This window comes from Defluviitoga tunisiensis, from assembly GCF_000953715.1.
Classification (GTDB): Bacteria; Thermotogota; Thermotogae; order Petrotogales; family Petrotogaceae; genus Defluviitoga; species Defluviitoga tunisiensis.
The window spans coordinates 201,136-224,947 of record NZ_LN824141.1; the positions used below are offsets into that span (position 1 = coordinate 201,136).

The 23,812-nt window shown below is 30.4% G+C and carries 15 protein-coding genes, 1 pseudogene and 1 riboswitch; of the genes and pseudogenes, 8 read left to right on the top strand and 8 right to left on the bottom strand.

The window, feature by feature from the left end:
* Positions 1-304 precede the first annotated feature (304 nt).
* On the top strand, positions 305-1,327 hold the full coding sequence (gene glpX / locus DTL3_RS01020) for a class II fructose-bisphosphatase (RefSeq protein WP_045087144.1): 1,023 nt from the start codon (positions 305-307) through the stop codon (positions 1,325-1,327).
* Positions 1,328-1,407: 80 nt separating this feature from the next.
* Here glpX and DTL3_RS01025 read toward each other — a convergent pair whose 3' ends face one another.
* The 5 genes from DTL3_RS01025 to lspA are packed head-to-tail and all read right to left on the bottom strand — an operon-like array spanning position 1,408 to position 7,353.
* Complete coding sequence (locus DTL3_RS01025; protein ID WP_052670204.1) at positions 1,408-2,457, bottom strand: lysylphosphatidylglycerol synthase transmembrane domain-containing protein; 1,050 nt, start codon at positions 2,455-2,457, stop codon at positions 1,408-1,410.
* 36 nt (positions 2,458-2,493) lie between these two features.
* Positions 2,494-3,528 carry a glycosyltransferase gene (locus tag DTL3_RS01030; protein WP_045087145.1) on the bottom strand — a complete coding sequence of 345 codons (1,035 nt, stop codon included), beginning with the start codon at positions 3,526-3,528 and terminating at the stop codon, positions 2,494-2,496.
* A gap of 18 nt (positions 3,529-3,546) precedes the next feature.
* The gene (locus DTL3_RS01035) at positions 3,547-5,958 is read right to left on the bottom strand and encodes a helix-hairpin-helix domain-containing protein (protein WP_045087146.1); all 2,412 of its coding nucleotides are present in this window, start codon (positions 5,956-5,958) and stop codon (positions 3,547-3,549) included.
* On the bottom strand, positions 5,955-6,923 hold the full coding sequence (locus DTL3_RS01040; RefSeq protein ID WP_045087147.1) for an RluA family pseudouridine synthase: 969 nt from the start codon (positions 6,921-6,923) through the stop codon (positions 5,955-5,957). Before DTL3_RS01040 ends, DTL3_RS01035 begins: the two co-directional genes overlap by 4 nt.
* Positions 6,895-7,353, bottom strand: coding sequence for a signal peptidase II (gene lspA, locus DTL3_RS01045; RefSeq protein WP_045087148.1), 459 nt, complete (start codon positions 7,351-7,353; stop codon positions 6,895-6,897). The genes DTL3_RS01040 and lspA overlap by 29 nt, the downstream gene beginning before the upstream one ends.
* 177 nt (positions 7,354-7,530) lie before the next feature.
* Positions 7,531-7,641, top strand: a riboswitch (SAM riboswitch).
* Positions 7,642-7,770: 129 nt separating this feature from the next.
* Between lspA and DTL3_RS01050 the strand changes: the two genes are divergently transcribed.
* The 7 genes and pseudogenes from DTL3_RS01050 (at position 7,771) to DTL3_RS01085 (ending at position 17,292) form a co-directional block, all read left to right on the top strand.
* A complete protein-coding gene (locus DTL3_RS01050) occupies positions 7,771-9,087 on the top strand; it encodes an O-acetylhomoserine aminocarboxypropyltransferase/cysteine synthase family protein (RefSeq protein WP_045087149.1) in 1,317 nt (438 codons plus the stop codon).
* Complete coding sequence (metA, locus tag DTL3_RS01055; RefSeq protein WP_045087150.1) at positions 9,078-9,995, top strand: homoserine O-acetyltransferase MetA; 918 nt, start codon at positions 9,078-9,080, stop codon at positions 9,993-9,995. The genes DTL3_RS01050 and metA overlap by 10 nt, the downstream gene beginning before the upstream one ends.
* 297 nt (positions 9,996-10,292) lie before the next feature.
* Positions 10,293-11,387, top strand: coding sequence for a Gfo/Idh/MocA family protein (locus tag DTL3_RS01060; protein WP_045087151.1), 1,095 nt, complete (start codon positions 10,293-10,295; stop codon positions 11,385-11,387).
* Between the two features lie 13 nt (positions 11,388-11,400).
* On the top strand, positions 11,401-12,546 hold the full coding sequence (locus DTL3_RS01065; protein ID WP_045087152.1) for a Gfo/Idh/MocA family protein: 1,146 nt from the start codon (positions 11,401-11,403) through the stop codon (positions 12,544-12,546).
* Positions 12,547-13,009: 463 nt separating this feature from the next.
* Positions 13,010-13,513 (top strand): NADH-quinone oxidoreductase subunit NuoE family protein, encoded by a 504-nt coding sequence (locus DTL3_RS01070; protein ID WP_045087153.1) that lies wholly within the window; start codon positions 13,010-13,012, stop codon positions 13,511-13,513.
* A 183-nt stretch (positions 13,514-13,696) separates the two neighbouring features.
* A pseudogene (locus DTL3_RS01080) lies at positions 13,697-15,537 on the top strand (NADH-ubiquinone oxidoreductase-F iron-sulfur binding region domain-containing protein).
* 18 nt (positions 15,538-15,555) lie between these two features.
* Positions 15,556-17,292, top strand: a complete 1,737-nt coding sequence (locus DTL3_RS01085) for an NADH-dependent [FeFe] hydrogenase, group A6 (RefSeq protein WP_045087156.1) — start codon at positions 15,556-15,558, stop codon at positions 17,290-17,292.
* Between the two features lie 45 nt (positions 17,293-17,337).
* On the opposite strand, the gene DTL3_RS01090 is transcribed toward DTL3_RS01085, so the two are convergent.
* The 3 genes from DTL3_RS01090 to DTL3_RS01100 form a co-directional block, all read right to left on the bottom strand.
* A complete protein-coding gene (locus DTL3_RS01090) occupies positions 17,338-19,152 on the bottom strand; it encodes a beta-N-acetylhexosaminidase (RefSeq protein WP_045087157.1) in 1,815 nt (604 codons plus the stop codon).
* 207 nt (positions 19,153-19,359) lie between these two features.
* Entirely contained in the window at positions 19,360-20,223 is an 864-nt protein-coding gene (locus tag DTL3_RS01095; protein WP_045087158.1) for an endonuclease/exonuclease/phosphatase family protein, read from the bottom strand.
* A 79-nt stretch (positions 20,224-20,302) separates the two neighbouring features.
* Positions 20,303-23,383, bottom strand: a complete 3,081-nt coding sequence (locus DTL3_RS01100) for an alpha-mannosidase (protein WP_052670206.1) — start codon at positions 23,381-23,383, stop codon at positions 20,303-20,305.
* Positions 23,384-23,812: the final 429 nt, after the last annotated feature.

Consider the following 23,812-nt stretch of genomic DNA (forward strand, 5'->3'; position numbering starts at 1 on the left):
TATCATACTTTTACTAATAATGATTAAGTTAATAAATAAATTATTTAATAGTTTTTAAATATGAAATTATTAAATATTTAAATTATATACTTTACTCAGAATTAAACGTAAATACATCTATTTATATTAACTGGTTGTTAATTATACTAATTTTTTCCATTTTTTAAAAAAAGAAAAATATAATATAATAAAAACGTAAAGATGTTATTCATATTTTTAAATTTTTGTTTTTATTAACAAATCATATTCAACATCAAAAAATATATTTCGGCTTAGATAGCTGAAAGATAAAAGGAGGAGTTTCATGGATAAAATAATATATCCCGAATTAACAATGGATTTGGTTAGAGTAACCGAAGCATCTGCATTACTAAGTAGTTTGTATCTAGGATGTGGTAACATGGAAAAAATCAAAGCTGTCTCTATTGATGCTATGAGGGGAATGCTTGATTATATTGATTTCAAAGGAAAAATTGTTATTAGTAAATATGACAAAGATTCTTCAGGAATGCTTTATACTGGAGAAAAAGTGGGAACTTGGAAGAACGATTTTCCAGAGATGGATATTGCTGTGGACCCAATAGATGGGGTGAAACTTGCTACTTTTGGATTACCAAATGCCCTAAGCGTTGTTATAGCAACAGTTAAAGGTGGAATAACATTGCTACCAACATTCTATTCTTATAAATTGGCCGTGGGGCCTGAATTAAAAGGTAAGCTAGATATAAGAAAATCAGTGAAAGAAAATATAAAAATAGCTTGCGAAACTTTGAAAGTTAATCCTAGCAATTTAACTTTTGTCCTTTTAAACAGGCAAAGACACGAAGAAATTATTGAAGATATCACTCAAAGTGGCGCACGGATCAAATTAATAAGTGATGGAGATATTACACCTGCCATTGCTACATCTGTGCCTAATAGTGGAGTTGATATTTACATAGGTATTGGAGGAACTTTAGAAGGAATATTGGCAGCAGGTGCGTTGAGTACTCTCAATGGAGAAATACAGATGAAATTATGGCCAAGAGATAGGAATGAATCGCATTTGATTTCCGAAAAGGGATGGGACACAGAAAAAATATTTTTTACTGAGGATCTTATAAATGGCGAAGATATAATATTTTCTTCTACTGGTATTACTGACGGAGACCTTTTAGATGGTGTCAAATTTGTAAAAGAATTTGCATATACTCATACATTAACAATGAGAAAAAAGAGTGCAACAGTAAGAAAAATAAATACTGAGCACAATTTGAAAAACAAAACTATTAGATTAAAATCACTAGAAAAAGACGAAAAACTAATAGAATTAAGAAAAATCTTATAAAAAGTGCATTAAACTTTAACCTAATCAGTGACAAAACTCTCTCACTTCTATAAGGAGGTGGGCTCACAATTAGCAGTTAACTATTCGTCTTTTTTGTTATTTCTAATAAAAAATAAAACCAATATTTCAAAAACTATTTGCAAATAATAGGTAGAAAATCTCCATATTAAAATAACTGGAGATGTAAACTTTTTTTGTATAAATCCAGATAATACTATTCCGTAAAAAGCTTCCACTCCACCTGTAGAGCCTGGTGTTGGAACATAATAAACAACAAAATTCATAATGATAAAAAGTATAAAAACATCAAAAATCCCAAACTTTACACCAGTTATCCCTGCCAAAGCCGCATAAAAAGCCAAAGAATGCAAGAAAGTTACCACTCCACCTAGTATAAAATCGAATGCAACAATTTTTGCTTTCTGTATCCATAATGAATGGATACTATCTTTTAAATTTTCTAGCCAATTCTCCAACTTAGAGGCCCGTTCTTTCATTTTTGTTTTATTTTTTTTGGGCCAAATCTTTATAAAAAAATTGAATATCTTATATAAAAGTTTTGGATAAACAAAAATCAAGATTAATAGGGAAGTCAAACTCATTGATACTACTATTCCAGCTATAATTATATATCTTCCTACACCAACTTTATCTAAAACGTTTATAACTTTTTTCAGAAATATTAATATTACTCCTCCTGAAAATATTAAACTTTCAATAAATCTAGACATAACTATATTCGTTGCTAGAGTAGATTCTATACCAATTTGAGTAAGATGATAGATTTGATATGGCTGTCCACCACTAGTCATAGGAGTTATGTTAGAAACAAAATAATATGAAAGAGTATTTTTAAGAGCATCCTTGAAATTAATTTTCTTTTGAAAACTTGAAGTAACTATACATAGACGAATGGAGTCTATAAAGTAAGTAGTAGAAAAAATTAAAAAAGATATTAAAACGACAGATATATTAACATTTTTAAGAACACTTACAGTATCCTCAAAATCAGAGAAAAAAGAAATCACTATGTTTATTGCAAATCCTATTATAACAACTAAAATAATATTGATAATAATTTTTTTTCGACTAAGAGTTCCTTTTTCTTTTTTATCAATTTTTTCTGACATGTTCTTCACCTTTGTATTTTATTTAATTTTAACTGCTTATTTTTTACTATTAACTCCTTCTTCATAAATTTTTTTTAATTCTCTAAAAGCTTTTTCTTCATTATACATGTCAAATAACTTATAAGACTTACTTTCATACTCCTTATAAAAATTTATATCATTTTTTAATTTTCTGAATATCAACATAAAATCTTGAATAGAAGTACCTGATAGATAACAAGAATTAAATATTTTTTTATATACTTCCAAATCTCGCAAAACAATTGGTAAACCGCTACCTGCTGCTTCTAAAACCACTAAACCAAAGGTTTCTTGCAAGGAAGGAAGAAAAAATATATCGGCCATATTATAAAAATCAATCATTTTTTCTCTGTTCACTATTCCTGCAAAAAACAAGTTGGAAGGAGCATTATTAATTAACTCATTCATTTCCTCATAACCGTCTGTCATTTTTTGAAATGGCATACCTCCAACCCAAATAAACTTCATTTCTTTTAATTCAGATGCCATTTCAAAGAAATCTCTAATGCCTTTTCTAGGTTGAATTTGTCCAGCTCCTAAAACCACAAAATCATTTACAGAATAACCATATTTTTTTCTTAAAAATTTTTTTTTAGATTCTTTATCTTTCTGACTAGTATAAAACAGGTCCTTTCTAACAATATTTCGAAACACTTTAATTTTTTCTGGCTCAATTTTTAAATCATTTATAAGTTCCTCTCTTGTTTCTTCACTTACAGCTAAAACAACATCACTAATTTTGTAAAAACTCCAGAGATATATTCTAAATAGAAATAGCCAAAATCTATTTAATTTTAAACTACCCTTTAAAGAATTTGGAACAATATGAGCACTTATAACGCAAAAAGATTCTTTTTTATGGAACAATAATGAGAAAAAGCTTTTTGGATTAATCGTATGAATATGTAAGATATCATATTTTCCAAACAACTTATTTTGATATATCTCGTAATCACTATACTTTTCAAGCAAATACATGTGGTCTTCTGTAGCAGAATATACACCTTGCCCTGGATATTTATGGGCTATAGACAATATATTTATCTTCATTTATCACCTCTATTAAAGCTATAATAACTTCTTTATTCTTTTCAGGGTTCTGTTATATATTTTAGTATACATTATAGCAGAATTATCTATTAGAAATTCACGAAATGCATAACCATCAAAAACAATTTTCTCGTTATTTAAATATTTTTTTATTAAAGTCTTTGATAACCCTTGTTGTTTTGTTAGTATTATAGGTAATCCAATAGTTTCAATGTCATAACGGGCATAATCTTCTAGTTCTGTATAGATTTTACTTTCAAGATCATCTTTTTTCTTGTCTCCAAATAAAATTCTTCCAATTTCCTGAAGCTCCTGACTTCTTCCTCTTAATAATTCTGTTGAACTTTTTAAAAGCTGTTTTCTGTTATCATTTAAATAATCTAAAGAACCACATTTAATAAGCAACTCAATGATGTTTCTATTAATGTTTTTTAGTATTGCGAAATCAAAAAAATCTTCAACATCTTGAAATTTGCAGTTCATAAATATGTCTGCTATATTTTTACCTATGCCTTTAACAGTGTATAACGGTAAGATAATTTGGGTCTTATCAAAATTACCATGTGGATATCTAATATCAGGCGATTTGATATCTACACCTAATATTTTAGCCTCATTAATTATATCAACGTCTAGACCTTTTAATTTAATTAATTCTAAAAAAAAATGAGATGGATCTTTAAATTTCTTGTCCATAAGCCAATAAGAAATATGTGCATAAGCTACTGCGTGAGATTTATTAAAGGCATATTGCGAAAATTTTTCTAGCTGAGAAAACAATAAATTTGCCTGAGCATATCCTATTTTTTTGGTAGCATTATTTATAAATTTGTCTTTAAACTTACTAATCTTCTCTTTTTCTTTTTTAGACATTGCCTTCCTTAATAAATCAGATTCTTCTGGTGAGAATTCCCCTAAAATCTGTGAAAGTTTCATTATTTGTTCTTGATAAACCAAAACACCTTTAGTCTCTGGAAAAATATCTTTCAAATAATCTGGAGCATCTTTTTCTAGATACTGATCTATCATTCCCGATTCAAGTGGACCCGGTCTGTTTATAGCCAACAATAATACCAACTCTTCAAAATTTTTTGGTTTAATCTTTTTTGAAAGCCTTTTTCCTAATCTAGAATCTAATTGAAATATACCTTTAGTTAATCCCATTGAAAGATATGCATAATTTGAGGTATCTTCTAAATTTTCATATTCTTCCTTTGCTTCTATTTTTTTTAAAAAAGATAGTGTATCTAACGAAAGAACATCAAATTTTTCAACACCCACAAGCTTCAAATCTGACATTTCCCACTCAAGTATAGGTATACTTCTTTGTTCTAAAGGTCCAAAGGTTCTCAGATCATCATCTGATATAACTAAACCTGCTGCGTGCGTTGATTCTGCAGTTTCTAAACCTTCTAAATAGTACGCTAAGATATAGAAAATTTTTTCTTTATTGGTATAATTTGATAGTTTATTCAGGTTTTCTTTACTTCTAATTGGAGGTAATAACTGAAGGTCGGTAGAATAGCCTAGTAATTCTTCACTCTTTTTTAAAGCAGACCTAACTTTCATTGTAGAATAAGTCCGTATTTGAACAACATTATAAAATCCCATATTTCCTTGTAATGTTTTTATAAGTTCGTTTCTTCTCTCTGCATCAACGTCTATATCTATATCAGGAAGCTCATGTCTATATTCATTTAAAAATCTTTCAAATAATAATCCATATTTCAGTGGATTAACCTTAGTTATACCTAACTTATAAACTAAAAAAGAGCCAACAGCTGAGCCCCTTCCAGGTCCTATTAATATACCTTTTTGGGCGGCAGCTTCTATTATTTCTTTTACTGTTAATATATAATTCTCAACTCTTAATTTTTTAACTGTACTTAATTCATAAGCTAATCTTTTTTTCTCTATATCCGTCATTTTAATATCTTTAAAATAATCAATAAGATTTTTTTCTCTAACCCTATACTCTTTAAATGTGTATTCTTTTAAATTATAATAGGTCTCCTCATCGCCAATGAAAGCAAGCTCGTTCTGATATTTTAGCACATCTTTTACACACCATGATTCAGGATCTTTAAAAATTTTCTTTAAACCATCTATTGGATACCTTACATAAGGTAAACTTAAATCGATCTCTTTTAAATTTAAATTGTTAATAAGTTTGTTATAATGCATTATTGCTTGCTTGATATCTTCATTATTTTTAATAAAAAACTTCTTATTATTTGTTTCGTATAAAATAATTGGCTTAATCTTGTACTTTTGACATAAATAAATAAATCTCAGCCAAGATTTAGGATGAGATTCAGATAATACTATGCATTTAAAACCATATTTTTTGGCCAAAACAAAAAGATCTTTTATTTGAAGATAAGACTTACCTATCGATTTTGAAGTTTCTACAGGACCTAATATTTTCAATTGCTGTCCCCCAAATCATTACTGAAATTCATTAAAACTTTTTTAAAATCTTCTGGTAAAGGAGCTAAAAACTCCATCCACTTTCCATTTCTCGGATGATAAATTCCTAGTTTCAATGCATGAAGCATTTGTCTTTCAATAGGAATTTTCACAGACTTTTCAAACTTATTTTTACCATACAATGTATCACCTACAACTGGATTTCCTATATATTTAAAATGAACTCTTATTTGATGTGTTCTACCCGTTTCAATTTGTACCCATACTAAAGATGCAAGACTATTAAATTCCTTTAATACTTTGTAAAAAGTTACAGCTTCTCGCCCATTAAAAACAACCGCTCTTTTCTGTCTTGAAGTAGGGTGCCTTCCTAAAGGTAAAGTTATTTCACCTTCTTTTTCTTTTAAAAGACCTCTTACAATGGTTAAATAGATTTTTTTAGTTTTTCGCTCTTTAAATTGCTCAGATAAAAAACTTTTTGAATAACTGTTTTTACCTACAACCAGTACCCCAGAAGTATCTTTGTCAAGTCTATGCACTATTCCTAGACGATTTGGATCATCTCCTATTTTATCGAAATCTTTTATATGATACATTAATGCATTAACCAACGTTCCACTTCTAATTTTATTTGTTGGATGTACCAAAAGGCCTGCGGGCTTATTGATTACTATTATATCTTCATCTTCATATAAAATATCTAAAGGTATATTTTCTGGGGATATCGAGTCTTCTTCATTCATATGATCAGATATTTCTAAATTATCCAGACAAATTACGATTTCATCGCCTTTTTTTACAAGGTAATGAGACTTTTTTATGCCGCCATTAACGGTAACAGCCCCACGTTTTATCAATTCTTGAATCATATTTCTAGAAACTTTTATAGGAAGCTTTTCTAAAACAAACAAGTCCAATCTTTTTTGATCGTCCCCTTCATTTACTTTGTAAATCACTTTTTCCATGTAAACTCCTCCGAACAAGATGGTACAATAAAATTATTCCTCCAAACGTGATAAAAATGTCCGCAATATTAAATACAGTAAAATCTTGCCAAGATATTATATCAACAACATAACCTAATCTAATTCTATCAAAGATATTACCCAAGGCTCCACTGATTATGAAACACATACCTAAATCAAATGAAAAATTGAATATGTGGTTACTCCTTAAATACTGTTCCCTAAAAAAATAAAGAAATGTGACAATAATTGTTGCTATTATTCCATGAATAAGAGCCTTGCCCCTAAAAAGTCCGAATGCAACTCCTGTATTTTCAACATAAGTTAATTCAAAAATGCCTATTTTTATGGGATTATGAACTAAAATAGTTTCAGCTGTTTTTTTCGTTATTTGATCAAAAAATATAATAATTGGAATAAGCCAAGACATTATCTAACCCCTTTCTCATCTATTTCATCTAAAATTATTAATTCATATGATTATAACATTTTAAAATAACACTTGTTTCTAATTAAAGTTAACAATTTTAATTTGTTACATGATTTATAAGTTAACTTGACATTGATAATAAATTGTGTTAAAATTTATCAAAATTAATAAATTTATACCTTATCGAGAGTGGTGGAGGGACTGGCCCTGTGAAACCACGGCAACCTACATAAATAATCTTTATGTGAAGGTGCCAAATCCTGCAGAAATAATTCTGAGAGATAAGGAGAGGAAAATAAAAAATAAACCTCTTCTCGTCTTAAGAAGAGGTTTTTTATTTTTTTAAAAAATGGACATAAGGTTTTTGATTTTTAAAGATTCATGCATAAAACCCCAAACTTTTAAGGAGGAATAAAAATGGCAAAAAAGAATTACAAATTTGATACTTTAATGATCCACGCCGGGTACAATTCAGATCCTACAACTGGTTCAAATGTTGTTCCCATCTATCAGACATCCTCTTATATGTTTAAAGATACTAATCATGCAGTTAGTCTCTTTTCTTTGGAAGAAAGTGGCAATATTTATACAAGAATGGAAAACCCAACCACAGAGGTTTTAGAAAAGCGAATTGCTACTTTGGAAGCAGGAGTGGGGGCCCTGGCTACTGCATCGGGTCAAGCCGCTGAAACAATATCGGTATTAAATATTACAAAATCCGGAGACGAAATCTTGTGCAGTAGTTCTTTATATGGTGGAACATTTACATTATTCAAAAATACACTTGGAAGATTAGGAATTAAAACAATTTTTTTTGACGTTACAGACCTTGATATGTTACATAAGAAAATCTCAAAAAAAACAAAGTTAATTTACGTTGAAACCATTGGTAATCCTGAATTGTCTGTACCAGATTTTGAAAAAATAGCAAAAATAGCACATGAAAATGGGATTCCCTTAATTGTAGATAATACATTTGCCACACCATTTTTATGTAAACCTTTCGAATTTGGCGCTGATATTATAATTCATTCTCTAACTAAATATATAAATGGTCATGGTACTTGTATTGGTGGAATTATTGTAGATAGTGGCAAATTCGATTGGAACAACGGAAAGTTTCCTGAATTAAGTGAACCAGATCCAGCATTTCACGGAGTAAACTTTTTCGAAAAATTCGGAAATAGGGCATATATTCAAAAAGCCAGGTCTCAATTTTTAAGAGACATAGGAAGTACTATTAGCCCTATTAATTCTTTTTTGATATTGCAAGGGTTAGAAACCTTAAGTTTAAGGATGCAAAGACATTGCTCAAATGCATTGCAAATAGCTCAGTACTTGCAAAATGACCCAAGGGTCAATTGGGTTATTTATCCAGGATTAGAAAATCATAAAACGCATGTAAACTCAAAAAAATATTTAAAGAATGGTTTTGGGGGGATCTTAACCTTTGGATTAAAAGGGGGATTAGAAGCAGGAAAACAATTTATAGAACACTTAGAACTCTTTCAACATGTTGCTAATGTTGGAGATGTTAGATCTTTAGCGATTCATCCTGCTAGTACCACTCACCAACAACTAACTAAAGAAGAACAACTTGCCTCTGGGGTTACTGAGGATATGATAAGACTATCTATAGGATTGGAAGATGTTATAGATTTAATAGAAGATATAAATCAATCCCTAACTAAAGCTACTACATTTCAAGGAGAATTAGGAAATAAATGCCTATAAACATACCGGCAAATTTACCAGCCGGTGAAATATTAAAAAAAGAAAATGTTTTTGTAATGTATCATGATAGGGCTATTCATCAAGATATTAGACCTTTGGAAATTATTATTCTAAATTTGATGCCTACAAAAGTTGTCACAGAAACTCAAATTCTTAGACTTTTAGGGAATACCCCTTTGCAAGTGAAAGTAAGCTTGTTAAGAATGATCACACATAAATCTAAGAACACTTCAGAGGAGTATTTGAGTACTTTTTATACAACATTACTTGAAATTAAATATAAAAAGTTTGACGGATTAATTATTACAGGGGCACCTGTTGAAACCTTAAACTTTGAAGATGTTGATTATTGGGAAGAATTAAAAGATGTTATGAGTTGGTCTAAAAATAATGTTTTTTCTACTCTACATATTTGTTGGGGTGCTCAGGCAGGGCTATATTTTCATTATGGTATCAATAAATACCCCGTTAATAAAAAAATATTTGGTGTTTTTGAACATACTTTAAACGATAAAAGTTGCAAATTGGTAAGAGGTTTTGATGATATATTTTGGGTTCCTCATTCAAGACATACAGAAATCAAACGTCAGGACATAGAACCTATCCCTGATTTAAATATTATCTCTGAATCGAAGGATGCGGGCGTGTATTTAATTGAAAGAAAAGATGGAAGACAAGTTTTTGTAACAGGTCATCCAGAATACGACCCAATAATTTTGAAACATGAGTACGAAAGAGACATAAACAAAGGAATGGATATACCACTACCAAAAAATTATTTCCCAAATGATGACCCTAATAGCAAACCTATTGTTAGATGGAGAAGCCATGCCTACCTTTTATTTAGCAACTGGTTAAATTATTATGTATATCAAGAGACACCATATGAAATTGATAACATTAGTTAATTCTGTTTCACTTGTCTGCATTCATTTTTCCTTCAGTTATAAATATTATATAATTGAATAAATACTTTAGAAATGAAAATTCTCTAAAAATAAAATTTTGATTTTATAATGGGTCAGGGTCAGAACCCTCACCCCTTTTCTAGCTACAAGTACCGAAAAGTTTAAAGAAATTAAGCCTTAGTGTGTATTAATATTGAGATAATATTTTATAAAAATGATTAAATCCAAAACATAAATATAATAAGGCTTTGGAATTTTTGAAGACGGTAAACATCAAATCTTAGGAGGAAAAATTAAATGGATGGTCAATTAACCTATGGGATGGTAGGTGGAGCATTAGATTCAATGATTGGAGAATCTCATAGAAATGCTATTTTATTGGATGGAAGGGCTAAAATTGTTAGTGGTTGTTTCTCAAGAAATTTTAAAAAAACACTTCTAACTGGTCAAAAATGGAAAATAAAAAGAGACAGACTATACAGAGATTACCAGCAAATGGTAATTGAAGAAAGTAGAAGAAAACCAAAAATAGATTTTGTGGTTATTGCAACACCCAATATTTCTCATTATGAAATAGCTAAAGCTTTTCTAGAAAAAGGAATAAATGTTGCATGTGAAAAGCCATTAACCACAACTTTACAAGAAGCTGAACACTTGAAAAAGATAGCGAACCAACTTGATTTATTGGTTTGTGTTACTTATTCTTATACAGCTTTTCCTGTAATTCCAATAGCAAGAAAAATAATTCGATCTGGAGAAATAGGTTCAATAAGAATGGTAAATGCTCAATATCTTCAGGGATGGCTGGCTAAACCCCTAGAAAATGAAAATAAACAATCTAACTGGCGTTTAGATCCTTCTCAAAGTGGTTTGTCAAACACAACTGCTGATATTGGAAGTCACGTGGAAAATATGATTTCTTACTTAATAGAAAAGGATATTCAATCTTTATGTGCAAAATTAGATACATTTGTTAAACCCAGAAAACTAGAAGACAACTCAATTGTAATGGTTAATTTTAAAGATGGTGCAAGAGGAATTTACTGCATGTCACAGATCGCAATGGGAGAAAAAAATAACTTTAATTTTTCAATTTATGGTTCTAAAGGAAGTTTAAAATGGAGCTATGAACATGCTAATACATTAAATATAATATTTGAAGATTCTTATAAACTAATAAAAAAGGAAGATAAAATTTTAGATGGGACTAATGAAGGTTTTAAAAATCTATATTCACTTTTCATTACTGACTTAATAAATAAAAAAAATGGCAAAAAAATCACTAATTCTAATGCTCATTTTCAAAGTATTAATTCTGGTGTAAGAGGTATGAAATTTATAGAAAAATGTCTAGAAAGTAATAAAAAAGGTACATGGGTAAAATTTAATTAGAGGAGGAAATAATATGACTAAAAAGCTTACTTACGGTATGGTTGGGGGAGGTAAGGGATCCCAAATTGGCACTATTCATAGAAAAGCTTTAAATCTCCATGGCAAGGTAGAACTAGTTGCTGGATCTTTTTCAAGAAATTTTAAAAATACCTTGATTACTGGTAGAGAACTAAAGTTAGATGAAAAAAGGCTGTACAATAATTACGTAGAAATGGCAGAAAAAGAGAGTAAACGAAATGATAAAATTGATTTTGTTGTGATAGTAACGCCTAATAATTCCCATTACGATATAGCAAAAAGCTTTCTAGAAAATGGGATAAATGTTATGTGTGAAAAACCTTTAACAGTAACATTGAACCAAGCCTTAGAATTGCAAAAATTAGCAAACAAAAATAACTTACTTTTTGCGGTTTCTTACGCATATACTGGTTACTCAATGATTAGATATGCAAGAGAATTAGTTAAAAGCGGTAAAATAGGTGAGGTAAGATTTGTCAATTCTCAATATATAAGCGAATGGATGGCAAAAGTTCCCTTTATAGGAAAAGTTCCTCGTCATGAATGGAGATCTGATCCTGATATTTCTGGTTTATCAAATTGCGTTGCTGACATAGGAGTTCATGTAGAAAATTTGATTTCTTATGTAACTAATCTTAAAATCCATTCTTTATGCGCCCGAATGGATAAATTTATAGAAAAAGATAGACTAGACGATAATGCCTCTATTCTTGTAAACTACGACAATAATTCAAAAGGCATATATTGGACTTCACAAATCACTATTGGTCATGAAAATAACCTAAATTTTGGTATATACGGTACAAAAGGTTCTATAGAATGGTCTCAAGAGCGTGCAAATTATTTAAGGTTATCAACAATTGATGAGCCCTTTAAAATAATATCTAGAGGAAATGATAAAGTAAGTGATCATATAAAAGATGAATATGTAGCCCCCGGGGGACATCAAGAAGGATATGTTGAGGCATTTGCTAGAATTTATGATAAATTTGTTGACGCTATATATAAAAGAAAACAAGGTGAAATTCTTACGCCTTCAGACATCGATTTTCCTACGGTAGAAGATGGTGTTCAAGGGATGCGTTTCGTAGAAAAATGTTTGGAAAGTTCAAACCAAGGTGGTGTGTGGGTTAATTTTTAATCACCATTTTATATTCTTCAACAAATTATACTTATTACTTATAAAGTAATAAGTATATAAAAAGTAATATATTTTTCAGATTTTTTTAAACCAATATATTTAAAAATATGATAGAATGTTTAAAATTTTGCTGATTTCGCAAGTGATTTTTTTAACTTATTCGCTACTTAATAAATAGGCACACCTTCAAATAAGACTTTAAAATTTTTAAAATGAGGTTTAGATAAGGTCTTTAGAAATGAAGATTTTTTAAAAGTAAGCGTTTGAATTTATAACGGGTCAAGGGCGGAGCCCTCCCCCTGCCTCGGTACAAGTACCAAAAAAGTCAAAAAATTTAGAATTAGTAAGGATTAGAACTGAGAAGATATTTTGTAATAAAATCAATTCTAAAACATATATATAATAATGATTTAGAATTTCTAAAGTGAGTACATACCTACTTTCTTAAGGAGGAAAACTGTTAATGGAAAAACTCTATGAAACTAAATTAGAAGCATTTCGTAAGTATCTTGATACTGTTAATGTAAATGATTACCCCGACGAACAAAGAAAAAGTTTGCTTATTCAGATTCTTCATAAAGCGCAAGAAGATATAGGTTACATTCCTATGGAAGTTCAAAAACTTATCGCTAAGAAATTAAAAATTCATGTTTCTAAAGTCTATGGAGTTGTAACATTTTATAATTTCTTTTCCACAAAACCTCGTGGAAAATATCCAATCGATATATGCCTAGGAACAGCTTGTTATGTTGCTGGTGCAAACTCAATTTATGAAGAATTTAAAAAGATATTAAATATTGAACCCGAAGAAATCACAGAAGATGGTTTATTTTCGATTCATCCTGTTAGATGTTTAGGGGCATGTGGATTAGCTCCGGTTGTTAAAATTGGTGAAAAGACCTATGGAAGACTAAAAGTATCTGATGTCAGGAAAATACTAAGAGAATATACAAATAAAGAAAAATAACCTAAATCCTCTACAAGAACATACTATTTTCGTATGAAGTAGGTTGATAATTTTATATAAATGGAGGGAACATTTGTGCCTAAATTAAAAAGTATCAAGGAATTAAGAGATTTAGTTTCAGAACTTAAAAATAATGCATCAAAAAATAAAACTTATTTAAAAGTTGCTTTAGGAACCTGCGGAATATCTTCTGGTGCAGATGAAACATTTGATGAACTAATAAACGTTATTAATGAGGCAAAACTGGATAACGTTGAGGTAATAAGAACAGGATGTTTGGGTTATTGTTATGCAGAACCAACAATTGAAGTTAATGTTCCTGGAAACAAACCTGTGTTGTATGGTTTTGTGACAAAATCTAAGGTCCGAGACATTGTATATAAACATTTGATCGAGGGTAAAATCGTTGAGGAACTTGTTATTCCCGAAACTCACAAGATAGTTTTATAATTAGTTTTTATAAGTAAAGTATTTAATTAAAGCAGGTTTATAAGCAATGGCTCTATTTTCATTTCTTTAAAAATCAAAATTTAAATAGGAATAGTTTTATAACTGGAGGTAAAATAATGTGTGAACAAATACGTATTGTATTACGAAACGCAGGAAATATTAATCCAGAAAACATAGAAGATTACTTAAAAAAAGATGGTTATTTAGCCTTAGCAAAAGCTCTAGAATCTACTAGAGAAGAAGTTATTGATATAATCTCGTCTTCCAACCTGCGTGGTAGAGGTGGAGGTGGATTTCCAACAGGTTTAAAATGGAAATTTACCTTGCAAGCAAAAAGTGATGAAAAATATGTAATATGCAACGCTGATGAGGGGGACCCTGGCGCTTTTATGGATAGATCAATCTTGGAAGGAGATCCACATTCAGTTCTTGAAGGAATGGCAATAGGGGGTTATGCTGTAGGAGCAAAGAAAGGTATTATTTATATTAGAGCAGAATATCCACTAGCTGTGGAACGATTAAAAATAGCTATTTCTCAAGCGAAAGAATACGGATTACTCGGAGAAAACATTCTAGGTACTAATTTTTCTTTCGACATAGAAATCAGGTTAGGTGCTGGAGCTTTTGTATGTGGAGAAGAAACAGCTTTAATTCACTCCATTGAAGGCTCACGTGGTGAACCAACTAATAAACCTCCTTTCCCTTCTACTAGTGGTTTGTGGGGGAAACCCACCTTAATAAATAATGTTGAAACTTTCGCTAACATTGCCCCAATTATACTTAATGGTTCAGATTGGTTTAGACAATATGGTACTAAAAATTCTCCTGGCACAAAAGTTTTCGCCTTAGCTGGAGACGTTAAAAATGTTGGGTTAGTTGAAGTTCCTATGGGAACAACCTTAAGGGAAATTATTTTTGATATTGGTGGTGGAATTAAAGGGGATAAAAAATTTAAAGCGGTACAAACCGGAGGTCCTTCAGGTGGTTGTATTCCAAGTGAATATCTTGACACTCCTATAGATTATGACAGCCTTCAAAAATTAGGATCCATGATGGGTTCTGGTGGAATGATTGTTATGGATGAAGATACCTGTATGGTAGATGTAGCAAAATTCTATCTTCAATTCACAGTTGATGAATCTTGTGGAAAATGTACCACTTGTAGAATTGGTAATGTAAGGTTGTTAGAAATATTAGAAAAAATAACTTCTGGAAACGCCCATTTAGAAGACTTGGATAGAATGATTTCCTTATCTAATGTCATTAAAAATTCTTCTTTATGTGGATTGGGACAAACTTCCCCTAACCCTGTTCTATCTACTTTTAAGTATTTTGAAGATGAGTATAAAGCTCATATCTTAGATAGGGTGTGTCCCGCAGGTATTTGTAAGAATCTAATAAAATATGAAATTATTCCACAAAACTGTCAAGGTTGTACCGCTTGTGCCAGAGTCTGTCCAACACAGGCTATAAGTGGAGAATTGAGGAAACCTCATTTTATAGACCAAACAAAGTGTATTAAATGTGGTTCTTGTTATTCTACTTGTAGATTTAATGCAATTAAAATTGTCTAATCAGGAGGTAATATTTAGATGCCCAAGATTTATATAAATGGAGATGAGTTTGAAGCTTCTGAAAACGATACTGTTTTGACTGCAGTTCAAAAGTTTGGTGGTTACATACCAACTTTATGCTATCTGAATTTAAAAGATATTAACATAGAAAACAAGCCTTCATCGTGTAGGGTTTGTATGGTTGAAATAGAGGGTAGAAAATCGTTAGCCCCTGCTTGTACTACACCTGTTTCAGAAGGATTAAGAATTAACACACTTTCAAGGCAAGCTGTTGAAGCAAGAAGAACCGCTATTCAATTACTTCTATCAGATCATCCACAAGATTGTTTACAATGTCCCAAAAATGGTGAGTGTGATCTTCAAAGAATTGCATCTGAACTAAATATAGTGAAAAATCCATTCACAGGAAAAACTACAAACTATAAGCAAGATATTTCAAAGGCAATTATAAGGGATCCTAATAAATGTATTATGTGTCGGAGATGCGAAACAATGTGCAATGATTTTCAAACTGTAGGCGTATTATCTGCTGTTAACAGAGGTTTCAATGCGGTTATTAAACCTACTTTTGATTTACCTTTAGAAGAGACTGCTTGTACTTTCTGTGGTCAATGTGTTGCTGTTTGCCCAACAGGTGCATTAGAAGAGGATTCATATATAGATTATGTATGGAAAGATTTAGTAAACGAAAAAAAGCATGTTGTAGTTCAAACAGCACCTGCTGTTAGAGTAGCTTTGGCAGAAGAGTTTGGATTTGAACCAGGCACTATTTCTACAGGAAAGTTAGTTGGGGCGTTAAAATTGTTGGGATTTGATAAAGTTTTTGATACAAATTTTGGAGCTGACCTTACTATAATCGAAGAAGCTACAGAATTCAAAGAAAGACTTGAAAATGATGGCTTTTTGCCTATGCTGACTTCATGTTGTCCTGGTTGGATAAAGTTTTTAGAACATCAATTCCCAGATTTAATAGAAATGCCTTCTTCTGCAAAGTCCCCTCAACAAATGTTTGGCGCTATTGTAAAAAGTTTTTACGCCCAAAAAGCTAATCTTGATCCAAAAGATATTACAGTAGTTTCTATTATGCCTTGTTTAGCCAAAAAATACGAAGCTTCTCGAAAAGAAATAAACTCTAGCCCAGATTATAAAGATGTTGACTATGTTTTAACAACCAGAGAATTAGCAAAAATGATAAAAGAAGCAGGAATTAACTTTACAACTGTGCCAGAAAGGGCTTATGACAATCCTCTTGGAGAATCTACAGGTGCAGCTGCAATCTTCGGTAGAACAGGAGGTGTTGCAGAAGCAGCTTTAAGAACTACATATGAATGGTTAACTGGAAAAGAATTAAAAACAGTCGAATTTCAGGCACTACACGGCTATGAATCTTTAAGAGTTGCAGAAGTAGAAATTAACGGCCAAATCATAAAAATTGGTGTAGCCTATGGTTTAGGAAACGCTCGAAAATTGTTAGAAGCGATAAGAAACAAAAAAATAGATCTACATTTGATTGAAATTATGGCCTGTCCAGGTGGTTGCGTTGGTGGAGGAGGTCAACCTTATCATCATGGAAATTTTGAGGTCATTAAAAAAAGAATAGATGCCCTGAATGTAATCGATAGAACAAAAGTAATTAGAAAATCGCACGAAAATCCATACATATTAAGACTATACAATGAGTACTTAGAAAAACCTGGTAGTGACAAGGCTCACAAGTTATTACATACTCATTACTTAGAAAGAGAATGGCTTTAATCACGTATAAATAAATTAGGCGGAGAATATTCTCCGCCTATATAATTAATTTCTCAACTGTAAAATTTTAGATAGTTTCTTCAGGCTATCTTCTAGTCCTCCAGGTCTATTTACAGATAGCCACAATTTTTGATAATCATTAATTACACTATTTAATTCCTTTTTAAAAATTATCCATTCATTTTCTGGAATTGATACAATATTCATATATTTTTTAATAAGTAGAATCACTTTCATTCCAAGAATAGCCATTTCAGTATTATTTATTATTTGATCTATTAGCAATTTTTTGTCGGAATTATTTCTTATTTTAAATAATTCTTGTATAATCTCTTCTGCTAAATCAATTGATTTTTTAACTCCTTCAACATTCACATTGTTCATCTCGTTTGAACTTATAATTCTTTCAGGAAATAATAACGCTAAAAAATAAGGGGTTGAATTATGAATTTCAACTCCAATATTTTTGTAAAGATTACCTAAATTGTATAATATTTGGGAAATGTCATCTTTAACATGAAAAACATGGATATTTATATCTTTCAAAAACTCGTTAATAAAAGGCTTATTTGAGGGATTCCATCCAAGTGTTGAGGAGTATCCTAAACCAATAACTGAACAAGGTAAATGTTGTGGATGACCATTATCACCCCAATCAGTGAGAAGTACTCCACTTGCACCTAAATTTTTCCCATTTAAAACAGCGTTTTCTATATTTTCTAGAGCATTATCACTTCTTCCAACAAAAGAATTCCAAGAAGAAGTTCCAGGACAAACGTAAAATGTCAAACCTTTTTCTGCAAAGAGAGAGCATTCTTTTTCAAAAGGATGATTGGCTTCATATCCCCATATTAATGAAATAACATCATCAGGCAGCTCTTCTACATGTTCAGGATAATTTTTTATTATGTCTCCCCAAAACATCATTGTTCTATCATGTTTTTTAATTATTTTATATATATCTAGCAAAAAGTTTAAGTAAACTCTCCCTTTTCCAAGATTTTCACAAAGTTCTTTAGAGCGACCTAACCCTAAATCAAATGTTTCGTCACCACCAACATTTACTTTTGTGCTTGTAAAGTTAGGTAAAAGCTCATCAAATAAACTATTGACAAATTTGATGGATTCAGGAACAGCAGGAGATAGAGAAAAGGGTCCTGACTTTTCTCCCCATGGTTTAATAAAACCATTAGGAGCTTCTGCTAAATATTTATATTCTTCATGACTTAGCCATTTTTCCATATGTCCAAAAGAATTTTGGTTTGGAACTAATTCTATGTATCTTTCTTTACAATAATTGTCAAGTTCAAGAATATCTTGAGAAGTTAATGGAGAATAGTCCTTCCATACAATTTCATGATTAGTATATGCAAAGGTATGCTCTGTGTATAACTGAAATTGATTGTATTTTAGCTCAGCTAATATATCAATCAAACTTTTAAGAGTACTTATCGTAGGTACTCTATCTCTACTTATATCTAGCATAAAACCACGATTTTTAAAAGCAGGTTCGTCTTCAATTATCATTGAAGGAATTTGATAACCATGCTCTCTAAATAGTTGTTTTAATGTCTGGATTCCATAAAATAGTCCTTGATGTGTCGCCCCAATAATTATAATTTTTGATTTTATAATTCTCATTTTATATCCTTGTGAACTGTTCACTACGTTTCCGTCAATCATAAGTTCAATAATTGATGTGCCGTCATTATAGGTTGTAAGTTCTAGTTTTTTTTCAGAAAAAATGCTTTTTACTAATTCTGCTAACTTAAAGGTATCTACTGAAGTATAAATCTTTCCTTTATCAGGTATTTCAAAAATCCCTTCAAGTAAAGTAAGCTTCTTAGGAACTGGTATCATAAATTATCCTCCTAACATGAAATGAATAGACTCTTTATAAATTTTAAAACTGGGAATCCGTCTATCTTTCAATTTTTAAATTATTTAGTACTTATACTAAAGTCAAAGAAAATTCTACCTTATTGTTCTTCTAAATGTAAAATTTCAATGCACCAATAAATAATTATTTGATCCCTTAATGCTGTTTATTTAACAATTCCCCTGAAATTAATCAGGGGAATTTGAAAGAATCTCTAAATCACATATAACTGGCATATGATCAGACGGAAAAATGCCGTCACAATTATCAGGCAAAATACCATGATTTATAACCTTAATATTGTTTTTTATGAAAATATAATCTATAAGATATTTCATCTTTTTGTCTTTGTTTCTCTTTGAATTTGACAGCTTATAAATAATTTTTGCAGCATTAAAATCATGAAAACTAAAGCTACATCCATAATGGCCATTAAGACTTACATATTTTGAATCAGTAATTCTCAAATCTTTTTCTGCTTTTTCGGTTAAAATTTTATATACCAAACTATCTTCTGTGTTGTTAAAATCCCCAACTATAATTACAGGAACATCCTTAGCAATATTTTTAACTTTTTCGAGTAATAAATAGGCGCTGTTTAACATCGCTTTATGCCCAAAATGGTCAAAATGAGTATTGAAGAAAAGAAGAGAATTGTTCACATCTTTCAATGTAAATTTAGCCCATGTTGTAATCCTTACACATGCTGCATCCCAACCTATACTACCCTTAACTTCAGGTGTATCAGATAACCAAAACGTTCCCCATTTCTCTAGTATGAATTTATCTTTCTTGTAAAATATAGGAACGAATTCTCCTTTATCTATGCCATCTTCTCTTCCGACTCCAACATAATCATACTCATCTAAATAATCACTTAAATATTCCAATTGATTTTTTAATACTTCTTGAAATCCTATCAAATCCATATTATGATACTTTAACAGTCCAACTACTATGTTTCGTCTGCATTTCCATGATCTTACTCCAAAATCTAATATATTGTCATAACGTATGTTAAAACTGCATACCCGTAATTTTGAATTTTTCATTATTTGAAGCTCCTAAAATGTTGAATGAAGACACACAAGTATCATTTGAAATTTATAAACTATTTCAAAAGCAAAATTGTTATAGATCTACTTTAAACGTTTTTATTTCATATGGGTTTATATTAAATACTATCTTGTTATCTTCAAAAGATATTTGTTTTCCTTCTTCTTCAATTAAGTTTGTTTCCCACGCATTTTTTATATTTTTATAGAAGGTTAATGATACACCTTGTTTTCTATTACCTTTACTTTCGTAAACTCTAATAATTATAGAATTATCATCTTCGGCCTTTTTAATAGTCTCAACTATTATATCAGAATCACTAATTTTAAAGAAAGAAAAACTGTTGGGCAATTTTCCTTTTTTATTCATATCAGTTTTTTCTACAATAACTGGATAATTAAGTTTATATGCTTCTTCAATTACCTGAGCTTCTCTCCACGTTTTATAATGAGGCAAAAGACTATATACAAATCTATGTTCTGTTCTATCAGCCGTTTCATCAGGATCTACCGGAGATCTTAAAAGAGTTATTCTCATAATATTATCTTTTATATCATAACCATACTTACAGTCGTTTAGGATAGAAACACCATAGTTACCTTCTGATAAATCTGCCCATTTTTGTGCAGGAACCTCAAATTTCGCAATATCATAACTAGTATTATTTGTTGTTGATCGTTCTATATTACCAAATTGGATATTATAAGTTGCTTTTGTACTTCTAATATTAACAGGAAATGCCGCCTTTAAAAGAATTTGCTTTTCTTTCCAATCAATTTTTGTATCAAAATCTATCCTTCTTGAATGATTGTAAACTATAACTCTTTGTTCGATTTTTGACTCATAAAATTTCCAGGTAAATTTTAATATACCTCTATAATTGTCACTTTCTTCTACTTCTACTTCCACTAAATCTGTAACTTCCTTCATCTTTTCATTAAAATATGGCGAGATATCCCAAGCATCAAAAAAGTATGGTCTATCCTCAAAAGCTTGTAATACATTACCACATTTTCCTTCTTCTAATACTTCTCTTTGATTTTCTTTATCATATAATCTCTTGATTTGTCCTCTTTCATTAAATTCTATTATATAGAATTTGTTTTCTATAATATCCCTGCTAACCTTTATTTTTTCATTCTCTGAATTTGATTCTTCTATTTCAGACAAACTTACAGTTTTATAGCCTAGGGGAGGTATACCTTTTATTATAGCTTTTTTCCCATTTTCTAATTCAATAAGCTCTTCTCTTTCAAAATTTGTAGTATTAAAAAGTACAACACTATCCTCTTGGGTTTTTATATGATTTGAAATCAAAGAGATTGCTTTCTGTATTTCATTATTGGCAATTCCTTTTATTTTTTCAAAATCTTTTCGAGCGTCCTCGTATACTTCTCTGATAGAAGAACCTGGCAAAATATCGTGAAATTGATTTAAAAGAAGTAATTCCCATCCCTCATTTAATGAATCTTTAGGATATTCATAATCATCAAACAAAGACTTAGCAACTGAATTTATGAATTCTGCGTTGTGATATAAAACCTCTGACTTTCTATTATCTCTTTTTATAAAAGCTTGAGAAGTATAGGTACCTCTATGAAGTTCAAAGTAAAGTTCGTCGTCCCAAACAGGAACATTTTCATTTTGTATTCGTTTTTCTAATCGTTCAAAGTATTTTTCCACACTTCCCATTTCAATATCGTTTAACACGGGAATTTGCTTCATGGCTTCATAGTTTTCTAACATTTCAAACGTTGGACCTCCTCCACCGTCTCCCCAGCCAAAAACTAAAAGCAGCTCTTCGTTTATATCTTTTTGCTTGTAGTTGTCCCATATGCCTTGTACAGTAAACGGTTCTAGCATACCATTGTATGTATAAAAATAATTATTTTCATCTGGTGTAGTTATAAAATGAGCTAATATTTCCGTTCCATCTATTCCTTTCCACCAAAAAGTGTCGAATGGAAACCTGTTTATTTCGTTCCAACTTATTTTGGTAGTAGCAAAATATTTCATCCCTGATTTTTTAATTATTTGAGGCAAAGAATATGTGTATCCAAATGCATCTGGTAGCCAAACAACTTTTGAGTCTACTCCGAATTCTTCTCTTAAAAATCTCTTCCCAAATAAAATTTGCCTTATAAGAAATTCAGCAGGTGAAATATTTGAATCAGATTCGACCCACATGCCACCTGTTGCTTCCCATTTTCCTTCTTTTATTTTTTCTTTAACCTTTTCGTATAATTCCGGATAATCTTTTTTAAAATATTTATATAGGCATGGAGAAGAATGAATAAATGTATATTCGGGATATTCTTCCATTAAATTTAAAACAGTTGCAAATGTTCTTTGTGCTTTTTCTCTAGTATGAAGAACCCTCCATAACCATGCCATATCTATATGAGAATGACCAGTTACAATAACCCTAGGGATTTCCCTTTTTAGAAAATTTAATTTCCCGAGCCCTTCTTGAAGGCAAGTAAGCGCTTCATCTATAGAATCATAGTATTCTTGAGATCGAGGATAAGCAAAATTTATTTTTTTATATGAATCGTTCAAAATATTTAACAACCTTGAATTGGCAATATCATTTTTATCTAATTCTTCAATTGTATCTAAGACGTTTTTCGCCAAGAAATAATATTTTTGTGCAACAGGATTTACATCAAAAAATTCCAAGCCAAAAAACGTATAATCAAGTTCCCCTCTTAATCCTGTCCAAGACCTAATATATATAGAGAAAGATCTCTTTTCTATCCATTTTTGAGCTAAAAATATACCTTTGTGATATTTATCGATACCTTGAAGTGCAATTCCATCAATGAAAAGTAGTGATTCTGGATAATTTGGAACTACATCTAAATTACTAGTTTTTGCAAGAGAGGGGACTAAAAAAATCCTTCCTTCTTGTAAATGTTCGGGAAGGGTTATTTCAGCTTTAAACCAAAAAATCTTATCGTATCCTCCCCATCTTTGCCCACTTGTAATTTTTCCCCATTTAATTGAGTCATCAAAGTCTGGTTTAAATTTTCTTTCATGATCTTCAAAATAATACATCTCTTGAACTTGATATAAAGATACTTCCTCATTCTTTTTTATTGACCATAATCCATTTGCTAATTTATTTTTTGTGATGCTTTGTAATTTTTCCAACATATTTTTTATCCTCCTCGTTTAATAGAAAATTACATACTTTAGAAATTTCAAAATCCTGATTATATATATGTTTTAGAATTGATTTTTCTTACAAAATACCTCCTCAGTTCTAATCCTTACTAATCCTGAATTTTTTGAATTTTTCGGTACTTGTACCAAGGCAGGGGGAGGGTTACGCCCTGGACCCGTTATAAAATTCAAATGTTTGATTTCTTGAAAATTATGATTTATAAAGTCCCTATATAATCCACAATTAATGAATTACTTTAAATTCTTCGGAATTTGACCGAGAAAAAGAAAGGAGCCTATGTCCTGAACCCACTATAAATACAAATGCTTATTTTCTGAAAAAAGCCATTATTAAATTTATTTTTCTTTTAATTATTCTTGTAGCTTTTTTGTTTTAATTATTCAATTAATTATATATTC